At 34.9% G+C, this 23,660-nt stretch carries 11 protein-coding genes and 3 pseudogenes; 4 read left to right on the forward strand and 10 right to left on the reverse strand.

Features of this window, described 5'->3' with window-relative positions; translation table 11 throughout:
- Positions 1–64: 64 nt before the first annotated feature.
- Entirely contained in the window at positions 65–973 is a 909-nt protein-coding gene (locus MKY70_RS30005; protein WP_340804963.1) for an Rpn family recombination-promoting nuclease/putative transposase, read from the reverse strand.
- Positions 974–1,454: 481 nt separating this feature from the next.
- Here MKY70_RS30005 and MKY70_RS30010 point away from each other — a divergent pair, with 481 nt between their 5' ends.
- A complete protein-coding gene (locus MKY70_RS30010; protein ID WP_340804965.1) occupies positions 1,455–2,309 on the forward strand; it encodes a phospholipase C in 855 nt (284 codons plus the stop codon).
- A gap of 143 nt (positions 2,310–2,452) precedes the next feature.
- On the opposite strand, the pseudogene MKY70_RS30015 reads toward MKY70_RS30010, so the two are convergent.
- The 4 genes and pseudogenes from MKY70_RS30015 to MKY70_RS30030 all read right to left on the reverse strand — a co-directional run.
- A pseudogene (locus MKY70_RS30015) lies at positions 2,453–2,934 on the reverse strand (helix-turn-helix domain-containing protein); the annotation flags it as partial.
- A 428-nt stretch (positions 2,935–3,362) separates the two neighbouring features.
- Entirely contained in the window at positions 3,363–3,674 is a 312-nt protein-coding gene (locus MKY70_RS30020; protein ID WP_000637500.1) for a heavy metal-binding domain-containing protein, read from the reverse strand.
- A 233-nt stretch (positions 3,675–3,907) separates the two neighbouring features.
- A pseudogene (locus MKY70_RS30025) lies at positions 3,908–4,184 on the reverse strand (discoidin domain-containing protein); the annotation flags it as partial.
- Positions 4,185–4,220: 36 nt separating this feature from the next.
- Positions 4,221–4,427 (reverse strand): hypothetical protein, encoded by a 207-nt coding sequence (locus MKY70_RS30030; RefSeq protein ID WP_193649153.1) that lies wholly within the window; start codon positions 4,425–4,427, stop codon positions 4,221–4,223.
- Between the two features lie 524 nt (positions 4,428–4,951).
- On the opposite strand from MKY70_RS30030, the gene MKY70_RS30035 reads away from it, so the two are divergent.
- Entirely contained in the window at positions 4,952–7,414 is a 2,463-nt protein-coding gene (locus MKY70_RS30035; RefSeq protein ID WP_340804970.1) for a PAS domain S-box protein, read from the forward strand.
- A 443-nt stretch (positions 7,415–7,857) separates the two neighbouring features.
- On the opposite strand, the gene MKY70_RS30040 is transcribed toward MKY70_RS30035, so the two are convergent.
- A complete protein-coding gene (locus MKY70_RS30040; RefSeq protein WP_341074732.1) occupies positions 7,858–16,485 on the reverse strand; it encodes a Cna B-type domain-containing protein in 8,628 nt (2,875 codons plus the stop codon).
- A gap of 2,223 nt (positions 16,486–18,708) precedes the next feature.
- Here MKY70_RS30040 and MKY70_RS30045 point away from each other — a divergent pair.
- A complete protein-coding gene (locus tag MKY70_RS30045; RefSeq protein WP_341026817.1) occupies positions 18,709–19,521 on the forward strand; it encodes a carbonic anhydrase in 813 nt (270 codons plus the stop codon).
- A gap of 10 nt (positions 19,522–19,531) precedes the next feature.
- A pseudogene (locus tag MKY70_RS30050) lies at positions 19,532–19,771 on the forward strand (zinc ribbon domain-containing protein); the annotation flags it as partial.
- 169 nt (positions 19,772–19,940) lie between these two features.
- Here MKY70_RS30050 and MKY70_RS30055 read toward each other — a convergent pair.
- The 4 genes from MKY70_RS30055 to MKY70_RS30070 all read right to left on the reverse strand — a co-directional run bounded on the left by MKY70_RS30055 (position 19,941) and on the right by MKY70_RS30070 (position 23,403).
- Positions 19,941–21,350 (reverse strand): amino acid permease, encoded by a 1,410-nt coding sequence (locus tag MKY70_RS30055; RefSeq protein ID WP_340804976.1) that lies wholly within the window; start codon positions 21,348–21,350, stop codon positions 19,941–19,943.
- 1,095 nt (positions 21,351–22,445) lie between these two features.
- Complete coding sequence (locus MKY70_RS30060) at positions 22,446–22,658, reverse strand: hypothetical protein (protein ID WP_340780622.1); 213 nt, start codon at positions 22,656–22,658, stop codon at positions 22,446–22,448.
- 114 nt (positions 22,659–22,772) lie between these two features.
- Positions 22,773–22,973, reverse strand: coding sequence for a helix-turn-helix transcriptional regulator (locus MKY70_RS30065; RefSeq protein WP_000790480.1), 201 nt, complete (start codon positions 22,971–22,973; stop codon positions 22,773–22,775).
- Between the two features lie 13 nt (positions 22,974–22,986).
- On the reverse strand, positions 22,987–23,403 hold the full coding sequence (locus tag MKY70_RS30070) for a hypothetical protein (protein ID WP_341026819.1): 417 nt from the start codon (positions 23,401–23,403) through the stop codon (positions 22,987–22,989).
- Between the last annotated feature and the right edge of the window lie 257 nt (positions 23,404–23,660).

The following is a 23,660-nucleotide window of genomic DNA, read 5'->3' on the forward strand; positions in this document are numbered from 1 at the left end:
CTACACCAAGTTGACAAATAGCCCAAAAAAGAACCCAATTAATAGGTTCTTTTTTTGTTGCTAATTATTTTTGTTCTAAAATACGTTCGACCTCATCTATGCTTAATTTACTGGCTTTAGCAATCGTTTCAAGTGGTACACCAAGTTCATGCATACCTTTAATCATCTGTATTTTTCCTTGCTGAACCCCTTCTTGAATTCCTTCTTGAATTCCTTCTTTTTTCCCCTCATTACGAGCATGAGCAAACTTTGCAGCCTCATCCATTAAGGCCTTTTCTCTTGCTTCATATGCTTGACGGAAAGAAGAATCTTGACTCATATGTTCCCACTTATTCATTGCTTTTTGTAAAATTGGATCTTGGTTCATGGCAATGTCCTCCAATGTTTGTGTGAGATACTCATCTTCATTCGCTGGTAATAATAATAACCAACGAACAAACGAATCTTCCCACGGATTGACTTTCTCTTCGCGCCATTGCTGTAGTAACTTTGGAATCTCTACAATATGAACTTCTATATCGTCACTTAATAACTTTTGTTGTTGCTGATTCCAAAGGATTCCTGTTGTATGAAACGCTTCATATTCTGGAAACATCACAAAGTTTAACAAGTTAATGGTAATCGTTTTATGAAGTGAACTATAGGGCATTCCTTTTTGCAATTGAGAGGTGTATAACCTTCCCCAATAATACAAGCTGCGTTTGATCATATCATGATTGTTATTCAATTGTATTTCTACATTTACCTTTGTTCCTGTATTTAATGTAGCCGAAATATCTAAAATCGATAATTTATCTTCTTCATATTCTCGATGCAAATGTGGATCTTCTAATTGCAGGGAAACAATAGGTGATTCTAAAGAATCCTTTAATATGGCATTTAAAAAGGCAACTAAAATATCTTCATTCCCATTTGTGCCAAATAACTGCTTAAATGCAAAATCGATACGTAAATTTACTAATGAATTGGACATGGTTTTCCTCTTCCTGTTTCAAACTATATCTTTACCTTTATTGTACATAAAACCAAAGTCAACATGCAAACAATCCCTATGATTTATATAGGGGATGCATACAGATGTACACAATAAATTATCGAAGACGATTTGGGATCACCATACATGCCCATCAACTTAAGAATTTTATAACACCCCTAAAACAAAAATTGTACATTTTCACCGGGAGATGCCACTTTTCTCGTTTTGGGGTATATGCTTTTCTTAGCTTGATGGCGATGTGGTGCTACCCCATGTAGTTTTCTATGTCTCTTTCAAATGATTTTTGCACCAGAACCAAAATTCATCATATCGACCTAAATATATTCACCGTAATGTAATAATGAATTTAAATATGAAATTTTGCATATATTCAAAAAGCAATCTACTTCCTTACTGATCAATGCTAGGATTATACATGAGGGTGATGTTAGATTATATATCAAATGGAGGAATATTTATGAAAAGAAAAATTTTTGCTTTAGCTTCAGTAATTGCTTTATCAGCCCCTATTCAAAGTGTGGCGTTTGCACATGAAAATAGCCATCAATCTGGGACATCTTTTGGTCATAAGTGGTCCGCAGAAGCCATCCATGATGAAGGAGTAAGTACTCATTTATGGATTGTTAACAGAGGCATTGAAGTTATGGCCCAAAATAAGACCGTTGTGAAGCCAAATGAGATATCTCTATTAAATGAATGGCGTAATGAGTTAGAGAAGGGTGTCTACTCTGCCGATTATGAAAATCCGTACTTTGATAATGGCACATTCGCTTCACACTTCTATGATCCTGATACAGGAAGTACGTATCTTCCACTTGCCAAACACGCAAAAGAAACAGGAGCAAAATATTTTAAATTAGCTGGTGAATCCTATCAAAATAAAGATTTTAAAAATGCATTTTTCTATTTAGGATTATCACTTCATTATTTAGGGGATGTTAATCAGCCTATGCATGCAGCGAACTTTACCAACGTTTCGCTTCCTATTGCCTTACACTCAAAATATGAAAACTTCGTCGATACTGTGAAAGACAATTATAAAGTAAAAGATGGAAATGGCTATTGGAACTGGAAAAGTGTAAATCCAGAAGATTGGGTTCATGCTTCTGCAGTTGGTGCAAAAGCAGATTTCCCACTAATTGTTAATGATAAGACAAAAAAGTTGTTTCTAGATGCCGCTATATCACAAGACGCTGCTGATAAATGGCGTGCTGAAGTAACACCGGTTACTGGAAAACGTTTAATGGAAGCGCAACGTATTACAGCTGGATATATCCACTTATGGTTTGATACGTATGTGAATAATAAATAATAAAATATGAAAAGAGAGTCCTTTTTCAAAGAAGGCACTCTCTTTTTTCAATTAGATAGTTTCTCCATGATTTAAACAAATTAGATTAGCTTTAGCTGATGGCTCTTCAATGGATTGATTAGCAGCACCAACAGACGAATCTTTTTTTCTACTGGTTGCGCTTCTGATTCTCCAAGAATAGACACAAGGTATGTACCGCCCTGGGTTTCGTCTAATCGTAACATTTAGAATATGCCCTTTTATTGTCCATTACAGCAATATTACCGTTAGTTAGTTTGTTTTGTTGTATAGGATTGAACTTTATTGTTTTTAGACTTGAATCGTGGCATATCATTCTGTTTTGTGAAAAAACGTGAAAAAGCATCTGCGAGGTTTTTTTATGTGGATTGAAGAGCAATACTATCTACTTCTTTTAACCAAAGCGTATCCTATTGCTTCTTTAATTGAGTGGGCTCAGCAGAGCAAGAAGGATAGTTAATCCTTTGCCAGTTTCTTTAGAGGTGTCATTCCGAAAAGCAAGAAAATGATTAAATACAAAGCGACTGCACCCAATGGTCTTAGCAATTAATATTTCTTGTCGCTTATTTGGATAGATACGGAACTTATATGCTTTATTTACTAACACGGGTTGCACCTCGCTTTCTTGTATGATGCCTTCAGTATACAAAAAACGTAGGATTATGCCTACAGACATTCATCTCTTACCTAAAATTGGTGTTTCACACCTTCACATTTTTGAGGAAGAAGTTTTCTGTCGGAACAAGATAAATATAATAAGGGAATGCATGTATACTGATTTATACTGCATTCCCTTATTGTAATTGTATGTCCACTATATTTTATTCTTCCTTTTCTAAAATTTAAAAACTAACATCCAAATTTCTTAGTTTTCACCTCTTTCTAGATCCACTCCATTGTAAAAAAACTCTTCATTAAATGTCCAAACTATTAACTAGTGTCCCCCCTAAACTATAATAACTTTTAAAATTTTCCCAACAAAAAAATCCCCGTAAAGCATATACACTTTACGGGGAGAGCCTGTTTTCTATCTTATTATATACGTACAGCCGTACCACTTACAGCAACCATTAACATACCATCACGAACAACTTCGTAGTCTACGTCAACACCAACGATTGCATTAGCACCTTTTTGTCTTGCAAGTTCTTTCATTTCGTCCATTGCAATATCACGTGCTTCTTTTAATTTACTTTCATAAGCACCAGCACGACCACCAACAACATCACGGACTGAAGCGAATAAATCGCGGACAATATTCGCACCCATAATAGCTTCACCATTTACAATATCAATATATTCACTAATTTCTTTCCCTTGAATTCCCTGCGTTGTTGTTACAATCATGATTGACACTCTCCTATAACTTATAATTTTTAATCGGCGTTTCTTATGTCTTTATTATGACATGGAAAAAGTAGCTAGACTATCTAATAATCTTACAGGAATGTGACATTTTTGTAAGGAAAACTTACTCATTTTCTATTCGGATTTCTTTAAATATTAGACGAGAAATCTAAAGCAAATACCACGGAAAATATATGTTTTTTTACAGATGATGGTTGAGTTCAAACATATTTTTAATATCCAAAAATATCTACCTCAACTGCAGAAGCATATCCATTTTTTCCATTTGTCACTTCTATTTTTACATATTTAATAGCAAACCGGTTCAAATGTTACAGTTTTGTTATCCTTATTATTTTCCCATGTTCCAAACGATACTTTTTCATACTTAAGACCATCCACACTCGTATAGATATTGTAATTTAAAATATGACCATTTTCTGACCAATCTTGTCGGGGTAGATATACTAATTCTGTAATTGTTCGCTTTCCATCAAGCTCTAACGATAAAAAAGCCTTGCTGATTGCAAGACTCCTCTCCTCATTTCATACAATTGTGTATCGACTATTCTCTGAAACAAGTAAACTTGTATGATCAATCTTGACACGACATTTCCCTAACCTCCGCTTTACTTCCGATTGTAATTTCTTGTTTGCTTCTTCTAAAGAATGTGCTGGAATAATTGCTGATTGTAAGTCTGTTACCTTGCCATCATACATCACAGAAAAATCAATTTCATATCGATGTATCATAATTTCTCCACTTCCTTTCCAGTAGTTCGCTTACAACTCATCCTTACATGCTTTTTGTTTTCGTATATTTTTACAATTACACTAAGTTTCTTCACAATCCTCGCTAACCCTACCAAAATAACCTTTAAAAATTCCAATACTTAATAAAATATATGCAACAACCTTAAAAAATCATTCTCACACCTTTTTTCTGAAACTTCATTTAAGATACTTAAAATCCCGAATAACAAGCATAATCTCATTCGATACCAAATGTATTAACAATTCATTAAAAATCGATTACAAACAAATCTGGAATGTTATTTTTTCTGGAATGGAAACTTTTTGTGCTGAAAATTAAATAAATATTATTATCCATCACAACCAATTGATAATCCTGGTAAAAAGGATCTAGATTTTCATCACTACTCATATCTCTCTCCCGAAAACAAACTTATTCTTTAGAATAATAAGTCTAATTATGATGTAATTTGTAGGATTTTTATACTCTTTGTCGAATACATGTAAAAAGGAGGGAATATGGCATGCTATTCACAGGATTCTTCATTAATCTATCTATTTTTTCTTTCCTAGCTAGTTCAGCTATTTTTATTCAAGTATTTATAAGGAAAACGGATCACAAATTTATCCATTTATTTCAGGGCACATATGCGGGTATCGTAGCTGCTATTTTGATGATTTTTAATTTTAAGCACATGGGATTGTTTTATGACTTGCGAGCCGTTCCTCTTATTATTTCGTTTATTTATTTTGGTCGTACAGCTGGTTGGATCACGTTAATGTTTATTTTATTTATGCGTATTTTCTACCTTGGTGGTGATTGGGGACCAGCTTTGATAGCTGCTTTAGGAATTGCTACTATATATACTATATTCAAAACATATCTCAAAAATACCCATCCCTTTAAAAGCGTCTTTCTTTATCTAGCTGTTTATCTAGCCATAATTCATTGGGTATTTGGATTCTTTTTTCCTTCTATCTCACTTATACTTCTTAACATCCAAGGTACATTATTTATATCTTGCGGACTCTTAATTGGCGTTTTCCTTATGGAATCCTATCAAAATTTATATAACTTAACACAAGACCTAGCTAAAGCGAATGAAACTTTATTAGAATCAAAGCAAGAATTAAGGGATACCGTACATGAACTACAAGGAGGTATTTTTAAATTTAAAAAAGCAAATGGGAAATTTATTCATACTCTGTGTGATGGACAATTATTTTATCAACAAGGATTTCACTCTGAACAAGTTGTAGGGAAGAATTTACCTACTATAGATTCTTCCATTATTTCATCCCATTTAGTTTCTCGAATACTAAAGTATTATCAACAGGCATGGAATGGTGAAGAAATAACTTTCGAACTACCATGGCCGAATGATGAGACTATGATACTTGTCTCTCTTAGGCCTGTTAAAAGAGAGGGAACAGTGGTTGAGGTGGTTGGTTCTACTGTTGATATAACGAAAAGAATAAATGCGGAAAATGAACTAAAGGTAACGAAAGAGCGACTGGAATCATTTATTAATCATAACGTAGATGCTATCACTATATTTGATTTAGACGGACATATGTTGCAAGCGAATAAAGCCTATGAGAAGATTTTTGGTTGGTCAGAAAAAGAATCCGTAGGAAAAAAATTACCTTGCGTACCTGATTTTTTAATGAATGAAACTTTAGAGTTAATCAAAAATATTAGTAATACCAATATACAAGACCCTATTATTACTAGGTTAGAAACAGTTAGACAACGAAAAGATAAAACTCTAATTGATGTAAACGTGACGGTTTCACCAATTCTAGATTTAAGGGGCAATATAATTGCTTTATCAGGAATTTGTAGAGACATTTCTGAAAGGAAACAAGCAGAAAGAGAACGCCGTCAATTACATCAACAATTAAGAGACAGTGAAATGAAATACCGTGCGCTCATCGAACAAGCAACTGATGCGGTTTACGTAGTAGAACTGAATGAGGATAAGGTTCCAACTCAATTCATTGAAGTAAATCCTGTCGGGTGTAAAAGATTTGGGTATAGTAGAGAAAAGCTTCTCTCAATACCGTTTTTCAATATTGTTTCTCAAGATTCTAGAATGATCATAAAAATGTTAGAAAAAATTAAAGAAGGACAATCTTTTTTTACTTTACAAGATGAATATACTTTTCCAACAGGAAAAACAATAACAACAGAATTTAGTATCCATATTTTCAGCTTGAATGGCAAAAACGTTTTCTTAAGTATCTCTCGAGATATCACTGAACGATTAAAAACAGAGGAATTATTACGAAAATCGGAGAAACTTGCTGTAGTAGGTCAATTATCCACTGCAATTGCTCATGAAATTAAAAATCCTTTAACAGCAATGAAAGGATTCATGCAGTTATTAAAATCAATGGAAAATAAGAACATTGAGCATTATATAGATATAGTGTTATCAGAGATTGAACGTATAGATAGTATTACTAATGAATTTATGACATTAGCAAAACCTGAGGCATTAGAAATTAAAACTAATGACCTGAATGTATTAATGAAGCAAATTGTAATGTTACTTGAACCTCAAGCGATAATGAATTGCATACAAATTACAACTGAGTTTACATCTGATACTTCATTCATACTTTGTGAAGGGAATCAATTAAAGCAAGCTTTTATAAATATCTTAAAAAATGCGATTGAAGCAACACCAATGGGAGGGGAAATCTTGATTCAAATCGAATATGCACCTGATAAAAAACAGGTAAACATTCAATTTACCGATTACGGGTGTGGAATTGAAAAAGAACGTTTACCTTATCTAGGGGAACCATTTTATAGTATCAAAGAAAATGGTATCGGTTTAGGATTAATGATTTGTTATAAAATTATTGAAAAACACCAAGGAAAGATACTTATTGAAAGTGAAGTAGGAAAAGGAACAACAGTTAATATAAATCTTCCTATATCTACTCTCGAAAAAGAAAACTCTTATTCATCTTTTTAGGTACATCCTAGAACCATGAAGTATTAGTTAACAAACAAGTAGTTTCTGTGAAAAAAACGGAAATTTCATTCCAAACCTAAAAGTTAGACTAAAGTCTTTCATACACTTTCCCATATCGCAAAACCTGTTATAACAAAAGATTTTAAAATAAGAAAAGGCCGTAAAGCGTTTTATACAAAGCGCTTTACGGCCTTTTGATTTTGAATCAACGGTACGTTATAAATCATAATGATGAATCCAGATTATAATCACTACATAAGCAATATACATTCTATTTTCACCTATTATTTCTACTAAGTCACTTATGATTAAGATTATTCCTAGTTGATAATAGTTTCCCATTGAAATTGCTTGGCTTAGATATACATAATCTCTAGTCTTTCTAAGTTGATAGTATTAGTATGTCCAAGTTTGATAGATTTTTTATACCATAACCAGTCTTTTTATCTCATTCGTTGACGAACAAATACGAATCCACCTAAAGCCATCAACAACATTCCTACAATATATGAAATCATCTCCATTGATGTTCCACCTGTGTTAGGAAGCCATACTGATGTCTTAGTATTTTCTTTAGTAGGTGGAACTTTTGAATCCGTGCTTGGATCTTTTGGATCTACGCTCGGATCTTTTGGATCTGTGCTCGGGTCTTTTGGATCTACGCTCGGATTTTTTGGATCTTCCTTGATTTTTGTATTCGTAATATCATAACCTTTTACTTCAGATTTATATCCATCTACCGGTTGTTCTTTTACTTCATACTTATACACCTTACCTTCGGCATCATATGCCGCTAAGCCTTTGAATCCGTATTTCCAACCTGTTGCTTCACTTACTTCTTGCGTCGCAACTACTTGGCCATTTTGTAGTAGGTCGACCTTGATCATTGCCGGACGATCTTTCGCATTGTCGTCCTTCCATGTCTTCGTTCCTTCTACTGTTGTGTTACCAACCTTTGTATTTGTAATGTCATAACCTTTTACTTCGGATTTATATCCATCCACTGGTTGTTCTTTTACTTCATACTTGTATGCATTGCCTTCGGCATCATATGCTTGAAGTTTTTCAAATGTATACTTCCAGTTTGTTGCCGCTGTTACTTCTTTTGTGTCTACTACTTTACTGTCTTGTAGTAAGTCTACTTTGATTGTTGCCGGACGATTTGTTGCGTTTCCGTCCTTCCACGTTTTTGTTCCTTCTACTGTTGTTTCCGCTACTTTTGTATTTGTAATGTCATAACCTTTTACTTCGGATTTATATCCATCCACTAGTTGTTCTTTTACTTCATACTTGTACGCATTGCCTTCGGCATCGTATGCTTGAAGTTTTTCAAATGTATACTTCCAGTTTGTTGCCGCTGTTACTTCTTTTGTGTCTACTACTTTACCGTTTTGTAGTAAGTCTACTTTGATTGTTGCCGGACGATTTGTTGCGTTTCCGTCCTTCCACGTTTTTGTTCCTTCTACTGTTGTTTGCGCTACTTTCGTATTTGTAATGTCATAACCTTTTACTTCGGATTTATATCCATCCACTGGTTGTTCTTTTACTTCATACTTGTACGCATTGCCTTCGGCATCATATGCCGCTAAGTCTTTGAATCCATATTTCCAGCCTGTTGCTTCACTTGCTTCTTGCGTCGCAACTACTTGGCCATTTTGTAGTAAGTCTACTTTGATCGTTGTCGGACGATTTGTTGCGTTTCCGTCCTTCCACGTTTTTGTTCCTTCTACTGTTGTTTGCGCTACTTTTGTATTCGTAATGTCATAACCTTTTACTTCAGATTTATATCCATCCACCGGTTGTTCTTTTACTTCATACTTGTATGCATTGCCTTCGGCATCATATGCCGCTAAGTCTTTGAATCCATATTTCCAGCCTGTTGCTTCACTTACTTCTTGCGTCGCAACTACTTGGCCATTTTGTAGTAAGTCTACTTTGATTGTTACCGGACGATTTGTTGCGTTTCCGTCCTTCCACGTTTTTGTTCCTTCTACTGTTGTTTGCGCTACTTTCGTATTTGTAATGTCATAACCTTTTACTTCGGATTTATATCCATCCACTGGTTGTTCTTTTACTTCATACTTGTACGCATTGCCTTCGGCATCATATGCCGCTAAGTCTTTGAATCCATATTTCCAGCCTGTTGCTTCACTTACTTCTTGCGTCGCAACTACTTGGCCATTTTGTAGTAAGTCTACTTTGATTGTTGCCGGACGATTTGTTGCGTTTCCGTCCTTCCACGTTTTTGTTCCTTCTACTGTTGTTTGCGCTACTTTCGTATTTGTAATGTCATAACCTTTTACTTCGGATTTATATCCATCCACTGGTTGTTCTTTTACTTCATACTTGTACGCATTGCCTTCGGCATCATATGCCGCTAAGTCTTTGAATCCATATTTCCAGCCTGTTGCTTCACTTACTTCTTGCGTCGCAACTACTTGGCCATTTTGTAGTAAGTCTACTTTGATTGTTGCCGGACGATTTGTTGCGTTTCCGTCCTTCCACGTTTTTGTTCCTTCTACTGTTGTTTGCGCTACTTTCGTATTTGTAATGTCATAACCTTTTACTTCGGATTTATATCCATCCACTGGTTGTTCTTTTACTTCATACTTGTACGCATTGCCTGCGGCATCATATGCCGCTAAGTCTTTGAATCCATATTTCCAGCCTGTTGCTTCACTTGCTTCTTGCGTCGCAACTACTTGGCCATTTTGTAGTAAGTCTACTTTGATCGTTGTCGGACGATTTGTTGCGTTTCCGTCCTTCCACGTTTTTGTTCCTTCTACTGTTGTTTGCGCTACTTTTGTATTCGTAATGTCATAACCTTTTACTTCAGATTTATATCCATCCACCGGTTGTTCTTTTACTTCATACTTGTATGCATTGCCTTCGGCATCATATGCCGCTAAGTCTTTGAATCCATATTTCCAGCCTGTTGCTTCACTTACTTCTTGCGTCGCAACTACTTGGCCATTTTGTAGTAAGTCTACTTTGATTGTTACCGGACGATTTGTTGCGTTTCCGTCCTTCCACGTTTTTGTTCCTTCTACTGTTGTTTGCGCTACTTTCGTATTTGTAATGTCATAACCTTTTACTTCGGATTTATATCCATCCACTGGTTGTTCTTTTACTTCATACTTGTACGCATTGCCTTCGGCATCATATGCCGCTAAGTCTTTGAATCCATATTTCCAGCCTGTTGCTTCACTTACTTCTTGCGTCGCAACTACTTGGCCATTTTGTAGTAAGTCTACTTTGATTGTTGCCGGACGATTTGTTGCGTTTCCGTCCTTCCACGTTTTTGTTCCTTCTACTGTTGTTTGCGCTACTTTCGTATTTGTAATGTCATAACCTTTTACTTCGGATTTATATCCATCCACTGGTTGTTCTTTTACTTCATACTTGTACGCATTGCCTTCGGCATCATATGCCGCTAAGTCTTTGAATCCATATTTCCAGCCTGTTGCTTCACTTACTTCTTGCGTCGCAACTACTTGGCCATTTTGTAGTAAGTCTACTTTGATTGTTGCCGGACGATTTGTTGCGTTTCCGTCCTTCCACGTTTTTGTTCCTTCTACTGTTGTTTGCGCTACTTTCGTATTTGTAATGTCATAACCTTTTACTTCGGATTTATATCCATCCACTGGTTGTTCTTTTACTTCATACTTGTACGCATTGCCTGCGGCATCATATGCCGCTAAGTCTTTGAATCCATATTTCCAGCCTGTTGCTTCACTTGCTTCTTGCGTCGCAACTACTTGGCCATTTTGTAGTAAGTCTACTTTGATCGTTGTCGGACGATTTGTTGCGTTTCCGTCCTTCCACGTTTTTGTTCCTTCTACTGTTGTTTGCGCTACTTTTGTATTCGTAATGTCATAACCTTTTACTTCAGATTTATATCCATCCACCGGTTGTTCTTTTACTTCATACTTGTATGCATTGCCTTCGGCATCATATGCCGCTAAGTCTTTGAATCCATATTTCCAGCCTGTTGCTTCACTTACTTCTTGCGTCGCAACTACTTGGCCATTTTGTAGTAAGTCTACTTTGATTGTTACCGGACGATTTGTTGCGTTTCCGTCCTTCCACGTTTTTGTTCCTTCTACTGTTGTTTGCGCTACTTTCGTATTTGTAATGTCATAACCTTTTACTTCGGATTTATATCCATCCACTGGTTGTTCTTTTACTTCATACTTGTACGCATTGCCTTCGGCATCATATGCCGCTAAGTCTTTGAATCCATATTTCCAGCCTGTTGCTTCACTTACTTCTTGCGTCGCAACTACTTGGCCATTTTGTAGTAAGTCTACTTTGATTGTTGCCGGACGATTTGTTGCGTTTCCGTCCTTCCACGTTTTTGTTCCTTCTACTGTTGTTTGCGCTACTTTCGTATTTGTAATGTCATAACCTTTTACTTCGGATTTATATCCATCCACTGGTTGTTCTTTTACTTCATACTTGTACGCATTGCCTTCGGCATCATATGCCGCTAAGTCTTTGAATCCATATTTCCAGCCTGTTGCTTCACTTACTTCTTGCGTCGCAACTACTTGGCCATTTTGTAGTAAGTCTACTTTGATTGTTGCCGGACGATTTGTTGCGTTTCCGTCCTTCCACGTTTTTGTTCCTTCTACTGTTGTTTGCGCTACTTTCGTATTTGTAATGTCATAACCTTTTACTTCGGATTTATATCCATCCACTGGTTGTTCTTTTACTTCATACTTGTACGCATTGCCTGCGGCATCATATGCCGCTAAGTCTTTGAATCCATATTTCCAGCCTGTTGCTTCACTTGCTTCTTGCGTCGCAACTACTTGGCCATTTTGTAGTAAGTCTACTTTGATCGTTGTCGGACGATTTGTTGCGTTTCCGTCCTTCCACGTTTTTGTTCCTTCTACTGTTGTTTGCGCTACTTTTGTATTCGTAATGTCATAACCTTTTACTTCAGATTTATATCCATCCACCGGTTGTTCTTTTACTTCATACTTGTATGCATTGCCTTCGGCATCATATGCCGCTAAGTCTTTGAATCCATATTTCCAGCCTGTTGCTTCACTTGCTTCTTGCGTCGCAACTACTTGGCCATTTTGTAGTAAGTCTACTTTGATCGTTGTCGGACGATTTGTTGCGTTTCCGTCCTTCCACGTTTTTGTTCCTTCTACTGTTGTTTGCGCTACTTTTGTATTCGTAATGTCATAACCTTTTACTTCAGATTTATATCCATCCACCGGTTGTTCTTTTACTTCATACTTGTATGCATTGCCTTCGGCATCATATGCCGCTAAGTCTTTGAATCCATATTTCCAGCCTGTTGCTTCACTTGCTTCTTGCGTCGCAACTACTTGGCCATTTTGTAGTAAGTCTACTTTGATCGTTGTCGGACGATTTGTTGCGTTTCCGTCCTTCCACGTTTTTGTTCCTTCTACTGTTGTTTGCGCTACTTTTGTATTCGTAATGTCATAACCTTTTACTTCAGATTTATATCCATCCACCGGTTGTTCTTTTACTTCATACTTGTATGCATTGCCTTCGGCATCATATGCCGCTAAGTCTTTGAATCCATATTTCCAGCCTGTTGCTTCACTTACTTCTTGCGTCGCAACTACTTGGCCATTTTGTAGTAAGTCTACTTTGATTGTTACCGGACGATTTGTTGCGTTTCCGTCCTTCCACGTTTTTGTTCCTTCTACTGTTGTTTGCGCTACTTTTGTATTCGTAATGTCATAACCTTTTACTTCAGATTTATATCCATCCACCGGTTGTTCTTTTACTTCATACTTGTATGCATTGCCTTCGGCATCATATGCCGCTAAGTCTTTGAATCCATATTTCCAGCCTGTTGCTTCACTTACTTCTTGCGTCGCAACTACTTGGCCATTTTGTAGTAAGTCTACTTTGATTGTTGCCGGACGATTTGTTGCGTTTCCGTCCTTCCACGTTTTCGTTCCTTCTACTGTTGTTTGACCTACCTTTGTATTTGTAATGTCATAACCTTTTACCTCGGATTTATATCCATCTACCGATTGTTCTTTCACTGTATAGATGTAAGCTACCCCATTTGTATCGTATGCTTGGAGTTTTTCAAATGTATACTTCCAGTTTGTTGCCGCTGTTGCTTCTTTTGTGTCTACTACTTTACCGTTCTGTAGTAAATCTACTTTAACTGAGCTTGGGCGATCTGTTGCGTTGTTATCGTTCCAGGTCTTTGTTCCTTCTACTTTCGTTTCGCCTACTTTTGTATTCGTAATGTCATAACCGCTTACGCTAGATTGATATCCCACTACTAGTTGTTCTTTCACTTCATACTGATAAGCTATTCCATTCGCATCGTATGCTTCTAAATCTGCAAATATATATTTCCAACCCATTACTGCTAGTACGTCTTGTGTTTTGATCACGTTTCCGTTTTGTAGTAAGTCTACTTTGATCATTGTCGGACGATTTATTGCGTTTCCGTCTTTCCACGTCTTCGTTCCTTCTACTGTTGTTTGCGCTACTTTTGTATTTGTAATGTCATAACCTTTTACTTCAGATTTATATCCATCCACCGGTTGTTCTTTTACTTCATACTTGTACGCATTGCCTTCGGCATCGTATGCCGCTAAGTCTTTGAATCCATATTTCCAGCCTGTTGCTTCACTTACTTCTTGCATCGCAACTACTTGGCCATTTTGTAGTAAGTCTACTTTGATTGTTGCCGGACGATTTGTTGCATTTCCGTCCTTCCACGTTTTTGTTCCTTCTACTGTTGTTTGCGCTACTTTTGTATTTGTAATGTCATAACCGTGAACTTCGGATTTATATCCATCTACTGGTTGTTCTTTTACTTCATACTTGTACGCATTGCCTTCGGCATTGTATGCTTGAAGTTTTTCAAATGTATACTTCCAGTTTGTTGCCGCTGTTACTTCTTTTGTGTCTACTACTTTACCGTCTTGTAGTAAGTCTACTTTGATTGTTGCCGGACGATTTGTTGCATTTCCGTCCTTCCACGTTTTTGTTCCTTCTACTGTTGTTTGCGCTACTTTTGTATTTGTAATGTCATAACCGTGAACTTCGGATTTATATCCATCTACTGGTTGCTCTTTTACTGTATATGTATAAGCAACACCGCTCGCATCATATGATTCTAAATTTGTAAATGTATATTTCCAACCATTTGCCGCTGTTACGTCCTGTGTTCCGATTACATTGCCATTTTGTAGTAAGTCTACTTTGATCGTTGCCGGACGGTCTGTTGCATTTCCGTCTTTCCACGTCTTCGTTCCTTCTACTGTCATTTTCGCTACTTTTGTATTTGTAATATTGTAGCCATTTACTTCCGATTTGTATCCCGCTACCGGTTTTTCTTTTACTGTATACGTATAAGCAACACCATTTGCATCATATTGTGCTAGGTCTGCAAATGTATAATTCCAACTGCTTGCTGCTGTTACGTCTTGTGTTTGAATTACGTTTCCATTTTGCAATAAGTCTACTTGGATTGAGCTTGGACGATCTGTTCCATTGTTGTCATTCCAATTTTTCGTTCCTGAAACAGATGTTTTTGCATCTTTTGTATTCGTAATGTTGTAGCCATTTACTTCCGATTTGTATCCCGCTACCGGTTTTTCTTTTACTGTATACGTATAAGTATTACCATCATTATCATATGCTGGTAGATCTGCAAACGTATAGTTCCAGTTATTCGCTGCTGATACATCTTGTTTTTTGATTGAATTTCCATTTTGCAGTAACTCTACTTGGATTGAGCTTGGGCGATCTGTTGCATTGTTGTCATTCCAATTTTTCGTTCCTGAAACAGATGTCGTTTTCACTTTATTCGGAATAGCAAGCTTTACGCCTTTTTCAGCATTTGCATCAATTGTAAAAGGCACTTTTACTTGAGGATCAAAATCCAAATAGTTTGGACCTGCAATCTCTTGTACATAGTAATTTCCTGGGTCTAGATTAGGGACCTCAACCATACCTTGTCCATCCGTTGTATAAGTATCGCCAATTTGCTGACCTGACTCTGTATATAAGTTAAATGAAACATTCGGTATAAATTTCGTCTCATCTCCGGCAATGTGCTTCACAATTCTTAACGTTCCTTTAGGGGGTAAATCGCCTTGTGCACCGCCGCCCTGATCTATATTGTTAACTCTAGCATTACCCGAAGTTGATACAGGATTTTCATTCGTAATCTTGTAATCAACCGTATATTGATTATCAAAATATGATTGACTCTTTCCGCTTGCAGTTATAGTAGATGTATAGGAGAAAGCAAAAGTAATACCACTTGCCTTATCCTTATTAATCACAACTTTAAACGCGTTATCACCGATAAAAGTAACCGTTCCATAACCTTGGGCTTGAAATTCTTGAGGTGGCATTGGAGCGGCAAATCCTCCAATACGGAAACTATCTTGATTAAGTGTTTGTCCCGGTTGCAAAGTATCTGTCAAAACAATATCTGTATCTACATTTTGTTTTGCACCATTTATATTTAACCACCAATTTACTATACCGGTGTCTTCGGGTTTAATACTGCCCCCTTTAGAGTGAAATGTTCCAGGGCTACTTCCCCCATTATTAGTTGGACCAGTAATCGTTACCTTTTGAGCCTCTAAATTTGTACCTAGATCCGTATTGATTGTTTTCTTTTCTCCCGATGCTACATCCTGAGTCGCTTCAATTTGAAAATAAAAATGCCCCCTAACATTTAGAAGTTTCTCAGCTACATCACTAAATGTACATACCACATTAGTTGTATTTATTTGACAAGTACCAAAATTTTGCCCTTGCTCATTGTTCAATGGAATCGTTCCTTTGAATCCTTTTAATTCCGGGGGCAACGCTAACATTAATGTATCTCCCGTTTTTATTTCCAATCCAGGTTTTTCACTAAAATTAACGCGTATTCTCGTCTGTTCACCGACACTTAGTTCCGTTTTATCAAATATAAAACTATCAACTAGTCCTGTTTTATTTAATTCTTGTGCATTTGCTATTATAGATGTGAAATTCTGACCTATAGTAAATATGAAAATCATTATAATCGAAAAAATCGAAGTCACTCTTTTTATCATGTCATTCTCCTATAAATTATATTTAGATGGATTCTAATATGAATATACAATGACAATGACTTAATAGGCTGATGGCATACCGTTTCTTTCAACTGTTATAAACTAAAAAACTTGAAAATAGATTTCTATAAACGATTTCTCTACCCTCCAATAAGCTTCAATTCTTTAATCTAACATTAATTTTACTAAGTTTACTATTTACAAGTTTAATAGTTAATGATATTATTGTAACTGGTGAAATTCCGTTTTTTATCATCCCTATCAAATCTTGAAAACTTGTATCATATCTACCATCTTATGGATAGCATAAATTTCTGATTAATAATGTTTTCATTTCAATGCTATCAGTTTATTCATACTACTTTCCATTATTTTCAGATTCATAGCATCAGTATGTCCCAATTTGATAGAACCTTTTTATTGATTCACAATTTTATTTACCAGAACCTTTTGCCCCCTCCTACAGGCATTACCCCCATGCTCTCATCCATACTATAAAACTATTTGGATACCAAAAATAGTTTCCGTAACTTTTGTAACTGATTTTGTAATTTAAAAAACCAAACATAAATTAATACCTCATTTGGGATAAACTTCTTATTTTATAATCCCTCCTACATACACTCAAATATCATCCTTAAGTGCTTGTGCTAAGCCTCTACCTCATTTTTGATTCATTTAGTAAAAATCACAAACAATTTTGTTTATTCATGTACCTCTTACATATCATTTCTTAGGTTTATAATTAAGTAGTCCTATGCTTTTTAAAAAAATGAACAGTAACGTTCACTAATTTGTGTTAGCTTATGAATTTAGAATTTTAATCTACATGACTTATAAACTTCATGGTTAAATCTCACTATACCAAACCTTCAATTAAATTCTCAGCATGACGACTAGATTCATAATTAATTGTAGTTGCTTATTTCCTTATTTGCATGTAACCAAATTTCACATTGCTAGATCAGTACATTGGGCCTCAATTCCCTTTACAAATATTCGTAATAAATGTGCCCTTAAGTGATTAAGGTGTCATAAGAATAACAGAATACTCACACTCTACTTTTACCAATTAATCACATCTCAGTCACCTCGCTATCTATACCCGATATAATATATAAAATAAAACAAAGAAAGAGTAGTAAGCGTAAATATCAATCAGACGTATACTAGACTGAATTTTCAATATTTTCAGTTTAAATTGGGTTTTTTCAGCTACTCTTTCTTTGTATTATGAGTTTAGCACTAAATATAAAGTATAACAAGATAAAAAAAATCAAATTTCGTATAATTTCGACATTTTTTTCACAAAACAATACCGGTCGTTAATTAGCATGGATTTCTATATATATCCATCAAATTAAGAATTTTATGACGCTCTCAAAATAAAAAAGTGTACATTTTCATCTTGAGAAGTCATTTTTTTATTTTTGGGATATTTTCTTAGCTTGATGGTGATGGAAAGTGACCCCAATTAAGCTAATTCCCCATTTCGCAGATTTGAGAAAAAACACCCCAATAATATCTTGTTTGAATTGTTTTACTTTAAAACATTTAACTTATTACGCTTCCGTTTATCTTTTCAAAAACATAACTTCGTTTCGAAAGATTTGCAACAGAACCAGAAATATATAGTATCATATCAAAAAATATAAATCTATATTGATTTTTTTTTAATAATTTATATATAATTATAATGAATATAAATTGAAAGTCAATCTCAATTAGATATAAGGGGGGAATATAGACAAAACAAGACATTTAATCGGAAAGCAAGCCCATGTTTCAAAATGAATGAAGTAATGCCAAATAAAAATGACCAGATTAATAAAATTGGAACCAAAATTAGACTACAAAATCGATTTTGGGTATTGGTAAGATGTCATTCTATTTAATGCTAAATAAGGACACACGGAATAATAGCAAATTAGGAAATGTAATATGTTCTTGCTTCCATTTCTTATAGTATTTAATAACTTTTGACTTCAATCTGGCTTTGTATAAAGCTTTTCTAATTTGAGAAATAAGCACAGTTACTCCTTTGCTCACAAATTAACTGTATAGCTTCCGATATTCCATTTTTCTACTTAAAAGTTTGAATTGTATAATAATGGAACGATGCTTCTCTAGATTCTTGATATTTTTGGTGAATTTGTAACAGAACCTTTAGTTACACGCAATATTCTTTAAATACAATATTTTATCATCTTAGGAGGAAACAGTATGAAAGGCTTAAAGTTTCTTTATAAAACTCCCCTTATATTGACAATGAGTGCAGTGTTAATGGGGTGTAACACAGCAAAACAAGAACAGTCAAACAAGGATACAGCTACACAAGAAAAATCTACGGAAAAAAATACGCAATGGTCATATGAAGGGACTACTGGTCCAGAACACTGGGGAGAATTGAAACCAGAATACAAAATGTGTTTAAATGGGCAAGAACAATCTCCGATAGATATCAAAACGGAACAAATAAAATCATCAGTTGAGGATGCTAATCATTTGCAAATTAATTATCAACCAATATCATTTTCTATTAAAAATAATGGGCATAGTATTGAGGGGAAAGCAAATAGTTCTGATGATTATCTCACGCTTGGAGAAAGTCGTTACACATTAAAACAATTCCATTTCCATACACCAAGTGAACATCAATTTGAAGGAAAACATGCAGATATGGAACTACATCTGGTCCATCAAAATGATCAAGGTCAGTTAGCAGTAATAGGTATTATGATAAAAGAGGGACAAACAAACGAAAGTTTTGCAGAAATGTGGAAAAATCTCCCGAACAGCAAAAATACACAGAGTGATGTGCAGCATACCATTGATGTAAAACAGCTTCTTCCTTCAGATCATTCGTCATTCCGTTACATGGGTTCTTTGACAACACCTCCTTGTACAGAAAATGTCCAGTGGATTGTGATGAAACAGACAATAGAGATGTCCAAAAAACAAATTGAAACGTTTCATAAATTATTCCCAACGAATAACCGACCAGTTCAGCCGATTAATGGAAGAGAAGTATCGTAAACATAAGGAATTGTTGGAATATAAAGCAAAATGGTATAGCAAACAAGTGGTTTTGGTATCTAAAACATTCGCTTCTAGTCAATTATGTTCCAATTGTGAATATAAAAACAAAGGCGTAAAAAATCTAACCATCCGTGAGTGAGAGTGTCCTTCTTGTGGCACACATCAAGATAGAGATCGAAATGCAGTGCTCAATCTTAGAAACGAAGCAATTCGCCTTTTAACCGTAGGAACTACGGGGATAGCCTAATGAATTAGAAACCGTTAGGTTTCTGTACTTAGGAATCTCCTACTTCAAACAGTCCATAAGGATGTTAAGTGGTGAGTAGTTCAAGAATAATTTCAGTATACACAATGATATTATTTTTTGTACCAGAACGGAAAAAAGCTGCTGTCCTAATGGGACAACAGCTTTTTCATTATGCTACGTCTTCTTTTTGTTCCTTTTGTAGTGTACTATTTTTGTAACCGTAACTGAAATAGACACCAAGTCCAATTACAAGCCATATTGCAAAGCCTATCCATGTTGTTGCTGGGAGTTGTAATGCTAAGTATCCACAGAATAGAACAGCTAAAGCAGGAATCCATGGTACCAAAGGCACTTTAAAAGCGCGCGGTAGTTCTGGTTGTTTTTTACGTAAAATAATTACTCCAATTGATACAACGATGAATGCGAATAATGTACCGATATTCGTTAATTCTGCTAGTTTACTTAAAGGAACAAAACCAGCAAAGAAAGCAACCATAGTGGCAGTAATCCAACTATTGATAACAGGTGTTTTTGTTTTTTTATTTACGCGAGAAAGTACTTTTGGTAGTAAGCCATCGCGGCTAATTGCATAAAATAATCGTGTTTGTCCATATAACATAACAAGTAATACAGTTGTAATTCCAGTAATCGCTCCTAAAGAAATGAAACCAGCAACCCAATCTTGTTGAATGTATTGTAGTGCAAATGCAACAGGGTTTTTCACACCTAACTGATCGTAAGGTACAATCCCAGTTAAAACTAATGAAACAACGATATATAGAATCGTACAAATTGTTAAAGAAGCAATAATGCCGATTGGCATGTTACGCTGTGGATTTTTGACTTCTTCAGCAGCAGTTGATACAGCGTCAAATCCGATGTAAGCAAAAAATACAGTTGCAGCCCCAGTTGTTACGCCAGAGAAGCCGAACGGCATAAAGGGTGTCCAGTTTTCAGGTTTTACATAGAAAGCGCCAACGCCGATAAATAGTAAGACAACAAAAAGTTTGATAGCTACCATGATAGCGTTAAAACGCGCTGATTTTTTTGCTCCTCTTGTTAATAACAACGTCATTAGAAAGATGATACAGATTGCTGGCAAGTCTATATATGTTCCCGCTTCAGGATTATATGAGCTTGTTAAAGCCGTAGGTAATGTAATCCCAAATCCACTTAATAGACCTTGTAAATACCCTGACCAACCAGATGCAACAGCTGAGGAAGCTAATCCATATTCTAAAATTAAATCCCAACCTAAAATCCAAGCGATTAATTCTCCAAATGTTGCATAGCTATAAGTGTACGCACTACCGGATACCGGTACAGTTGATGCAAATTCAGAATAACATAATGCTGCAAATACACAGGCTAAACCGGATAAAATAAACGACAAAACAAGTGCGGGTCCTGCGTGTTCTGCTGCGGCAACACCGGTAAGAACGAAAATCCCAGTTCCGATGATAGCGCCGACCCCGAGCATAGTAAGATCAAATGCACCGAGTTCTTTTTTTAAAGATGCTCCTTTTTGTTCTGACTGTGCTAATAATGCTGAAACAGATTTTTTTCGAAATAGATTCATATAGATACCTTACTTCTAGTTGTTGTAATATTCTGAAAAATTATATCATTTTGTCGTACAATGTCGAATCTTTGTAGTTCGTATTTTAATTCAAATAAATATTTTTGTAAATGTTTTTTCAGAAAATTCAACCTCTTGAGAGGACTTTAAGTATCTCCTTATTTCCTTTTGGCTATTTCCCATCATTCCAAAAGGTATTAAATATCCAATCTATTACCTGTCGCCTCCCTATAAACCATAATAATTTTAAAATAGTAATCCCAACTGTTATAAAAACAACAAATTAAATTTTTACAAAAGAAAACAACCTGTATAAAAACAGGTTGTTTTCTTTTATAGGGTAAAACAAAGAAAGAGTGGAAAAAAATGCACAAACTTCTACGGCACAAGAAGTAAACTGATTTGAGAAAACTAAAAATTCTGACATCTTACTAGATAAGGGTTTTTGTTTTCTCTTTCTTTGTTGTTATGAGTATAGCATTAAAAACGACATAAATCAACAAAAAATCTCATAATTCTTTTTTTTCGACATTCTACCATAATTCCTCCACACATTATTTTTTTAAGCGTTATGTATATTTTATATCTGTTACATGATTAATATATATATTACATTATTATGATTATTCCTAATTCCTAATTCATTACAAATCATGTCGTAGTAATTGGGGGAGCACCCCATCGCTATCAAACTAAGAAGACAAGTCACCCCCAAAACGATAAAATATGCTTCTTTGTTACAAGAAAGCCTGGAAATTTCATTCTGGGGGTGAAATAAAACTTTAACTTGATGGGCATGGGGTAATTCTGAGTTATTAACTTGATAGGCATGTATGGTGACCCCAACTAACGTAAAAACTCCATTTTGAATAAAGATTGTTCAAAACGGAGTTAATTCTTTAAATTATGTTTTTGATTTTTATAAAAAAGTTTAAGCATTTCTTGTGATTGTTATTAAAGAAAAGCGCCCGGTGCATCTTTGTTTCAAACCGACACTATATTATTGTTATTACAAACAACGTTTAATAAAGGAGACTACTTATACTTGTTGGTTTAGAATAAAGTTTGATTAAAGCTACCTCTTTTGTTTGCAAATTATTTAATTATAAAGGATACGATTACTGCAATTACAAGTAGAATTCCACCTAATAATTGTCCTAATCCAGAAGCTTCTCCGAGAATCAACAAATTGAAAAGATTTTTTCTTGTTTGAGTTTTTCCTACGAATGCATCATCTTTTTTCATTCTATATAATCCCCATAAGATTAATACCACTCCAAAAACGATACCAAATAATTTTAAAGCCATTATATTTACCTCCACTTATTATACAAATAATGAATTTTTTCCTACTTATATTCATTATTTGTATTTTGCTATATTGTTTGAATGTTTCTTGTCAATTATATTTGTATACTACTATTAGTCATCTTCTTCAAATATAAAAACTTCTTCAATTGATAGGTTGAAAACAGCAGATATTCTATATGCTAGTAAAACAGATGGATTATACTTTTGCTTTTCCAACGAAATAATCGTTCTTGAAGATACAAATACTTTATCAGCTAATTCTTGTTGTGTTATTCCATGTTTTAAACGTAGCTCTTTTACTATATTTTTCATAGTAACCTCCTAATTAAAGAAAACAACTATAATATTTTTTAGCTAATGTTTTAGTAATTAGGCAACATATTATAATGAGAAATAGCCCAGCATTAATTGGAATTATAATCCATTCCGAAAGAAACATCATAAGAATAATCATGACCATTAGAATACTTATGGTAAATTGTGAAGCTTTTCCTTCTATTAAATCATCCCTCTCATCATATTCTTTTGATAGCTCTCTCTCTAACTGTTTACGATTGGTATTAGATTTAGTTTGAGAAACTAAAGCGAAAATTAAAAAGATTATTCCTGTAAGTATCTTTAAATTACCTAAATAAAATCCCTCAGCAAAACTCGCTTCATTGTGATCAAAAATTATTTCACTAAAACCTATTGCAATAATTGCAAACGAACATAAATAAAGTTCTTTAAATCTATTGTTCAAACAAATCACTCCTAACACAACTTTATGTGAAGTTTATTTCATGTGAAGTCCTCTTCATGTTATACTACCTTGAAGAGGATGTCTAGCATTAATTGGTTCTGACGCGAAAACTTCAAAACATATGCAAGTAATCTCTAAATCTGGTTCTGGTGAAAATATATAATGAAGAACAAAAATAACAATAGATTCCTAACAGAGTTCCCCTTATACTACAAGATCAAATACTTTATGAATGAATTTTTTTTGATTTTGAACAG

Source organism: Bacillus sp. FSL R9-9492 (assembly GCF_038007365.1).
GTDB classification, from domain to species: Bacteria; Bacillota; Bacilli; order Bacillales; family Bacillaceae_G; genus Bacillus_A; species Bacillus_A mycoides.

Bases quoted from the DNA above. Each gene is read 5' to 3' on its own strand.
- MKY70_RS30010 (WP_340804965.1), top strand. From the start codon at position 1,455: ATGAAAAGAAAAATTTTTGCTTTAGCTTCAGTAATTGCTTTATCAGCC.
- MKY70_RS30035 (WP_340804970.1), top strand. From the start codon at position 4,952: ATGCTATTCACAGGATTCTTCATTAATCTATCTATTTTTTCTTTCCTA.
- MKY70_RS30065 (WP_000790480.1), bottom strand. From the start codon at position 22,973: ATGAAAAATATAGTAAAAGAGCTACGTTTAAAACATGGAATAACACAA.
- MKY70_RS30060 (WP_340780622.1), bottom strand. From the start codon at position 22,658: ATGGCTTTAAAATTATTTGGTATCGTTTTTGGAGTGGTATTAATCTTA.
- MKY70_RS30045 (WP_341026817.1), top strand. From the start codon at position 18,709: ATGAAAGGCTTAAAGTTTCTTTATAAAACTCCCCTTATATTGACAATG.
- MKY70_RS30040 (WP_341074732.1), bottom strand. From the start codon at position 16,485: ATGATAAAAAGAGTGACTTCGATTTTTTCGATTATAATGATTTTCATA.
- MKY70_RS30030 (WP_193649153.1), bottom strand. From the start codon at position 4,427: ATGATACATCGATATGAAATTGATTTTTCTGTGATGTATGATGGCAAG.
- MKY70_RS30020 (WP_000637500.1), bottom strand. From the start codon at position 3,674: ATGATTGTAACAACAACGCAGGGAATTCAAGGGAAAGAAATTAGTGAA.
- MKY70_RS30055 (WP_340804976.1), bottom strand. From the start codon at position 21,350: ATGAATCTATTTCGAAAAAAATCTGTTTCAGCATTATTAGCACAGTCA.
- MKY70_RS30005 (WP_340804963.1), bottom strand. From the start codon at position 973: ATGTCCAATTCATTAGTAAATTTACGTATCGATTTTGCATTTAAGCAG.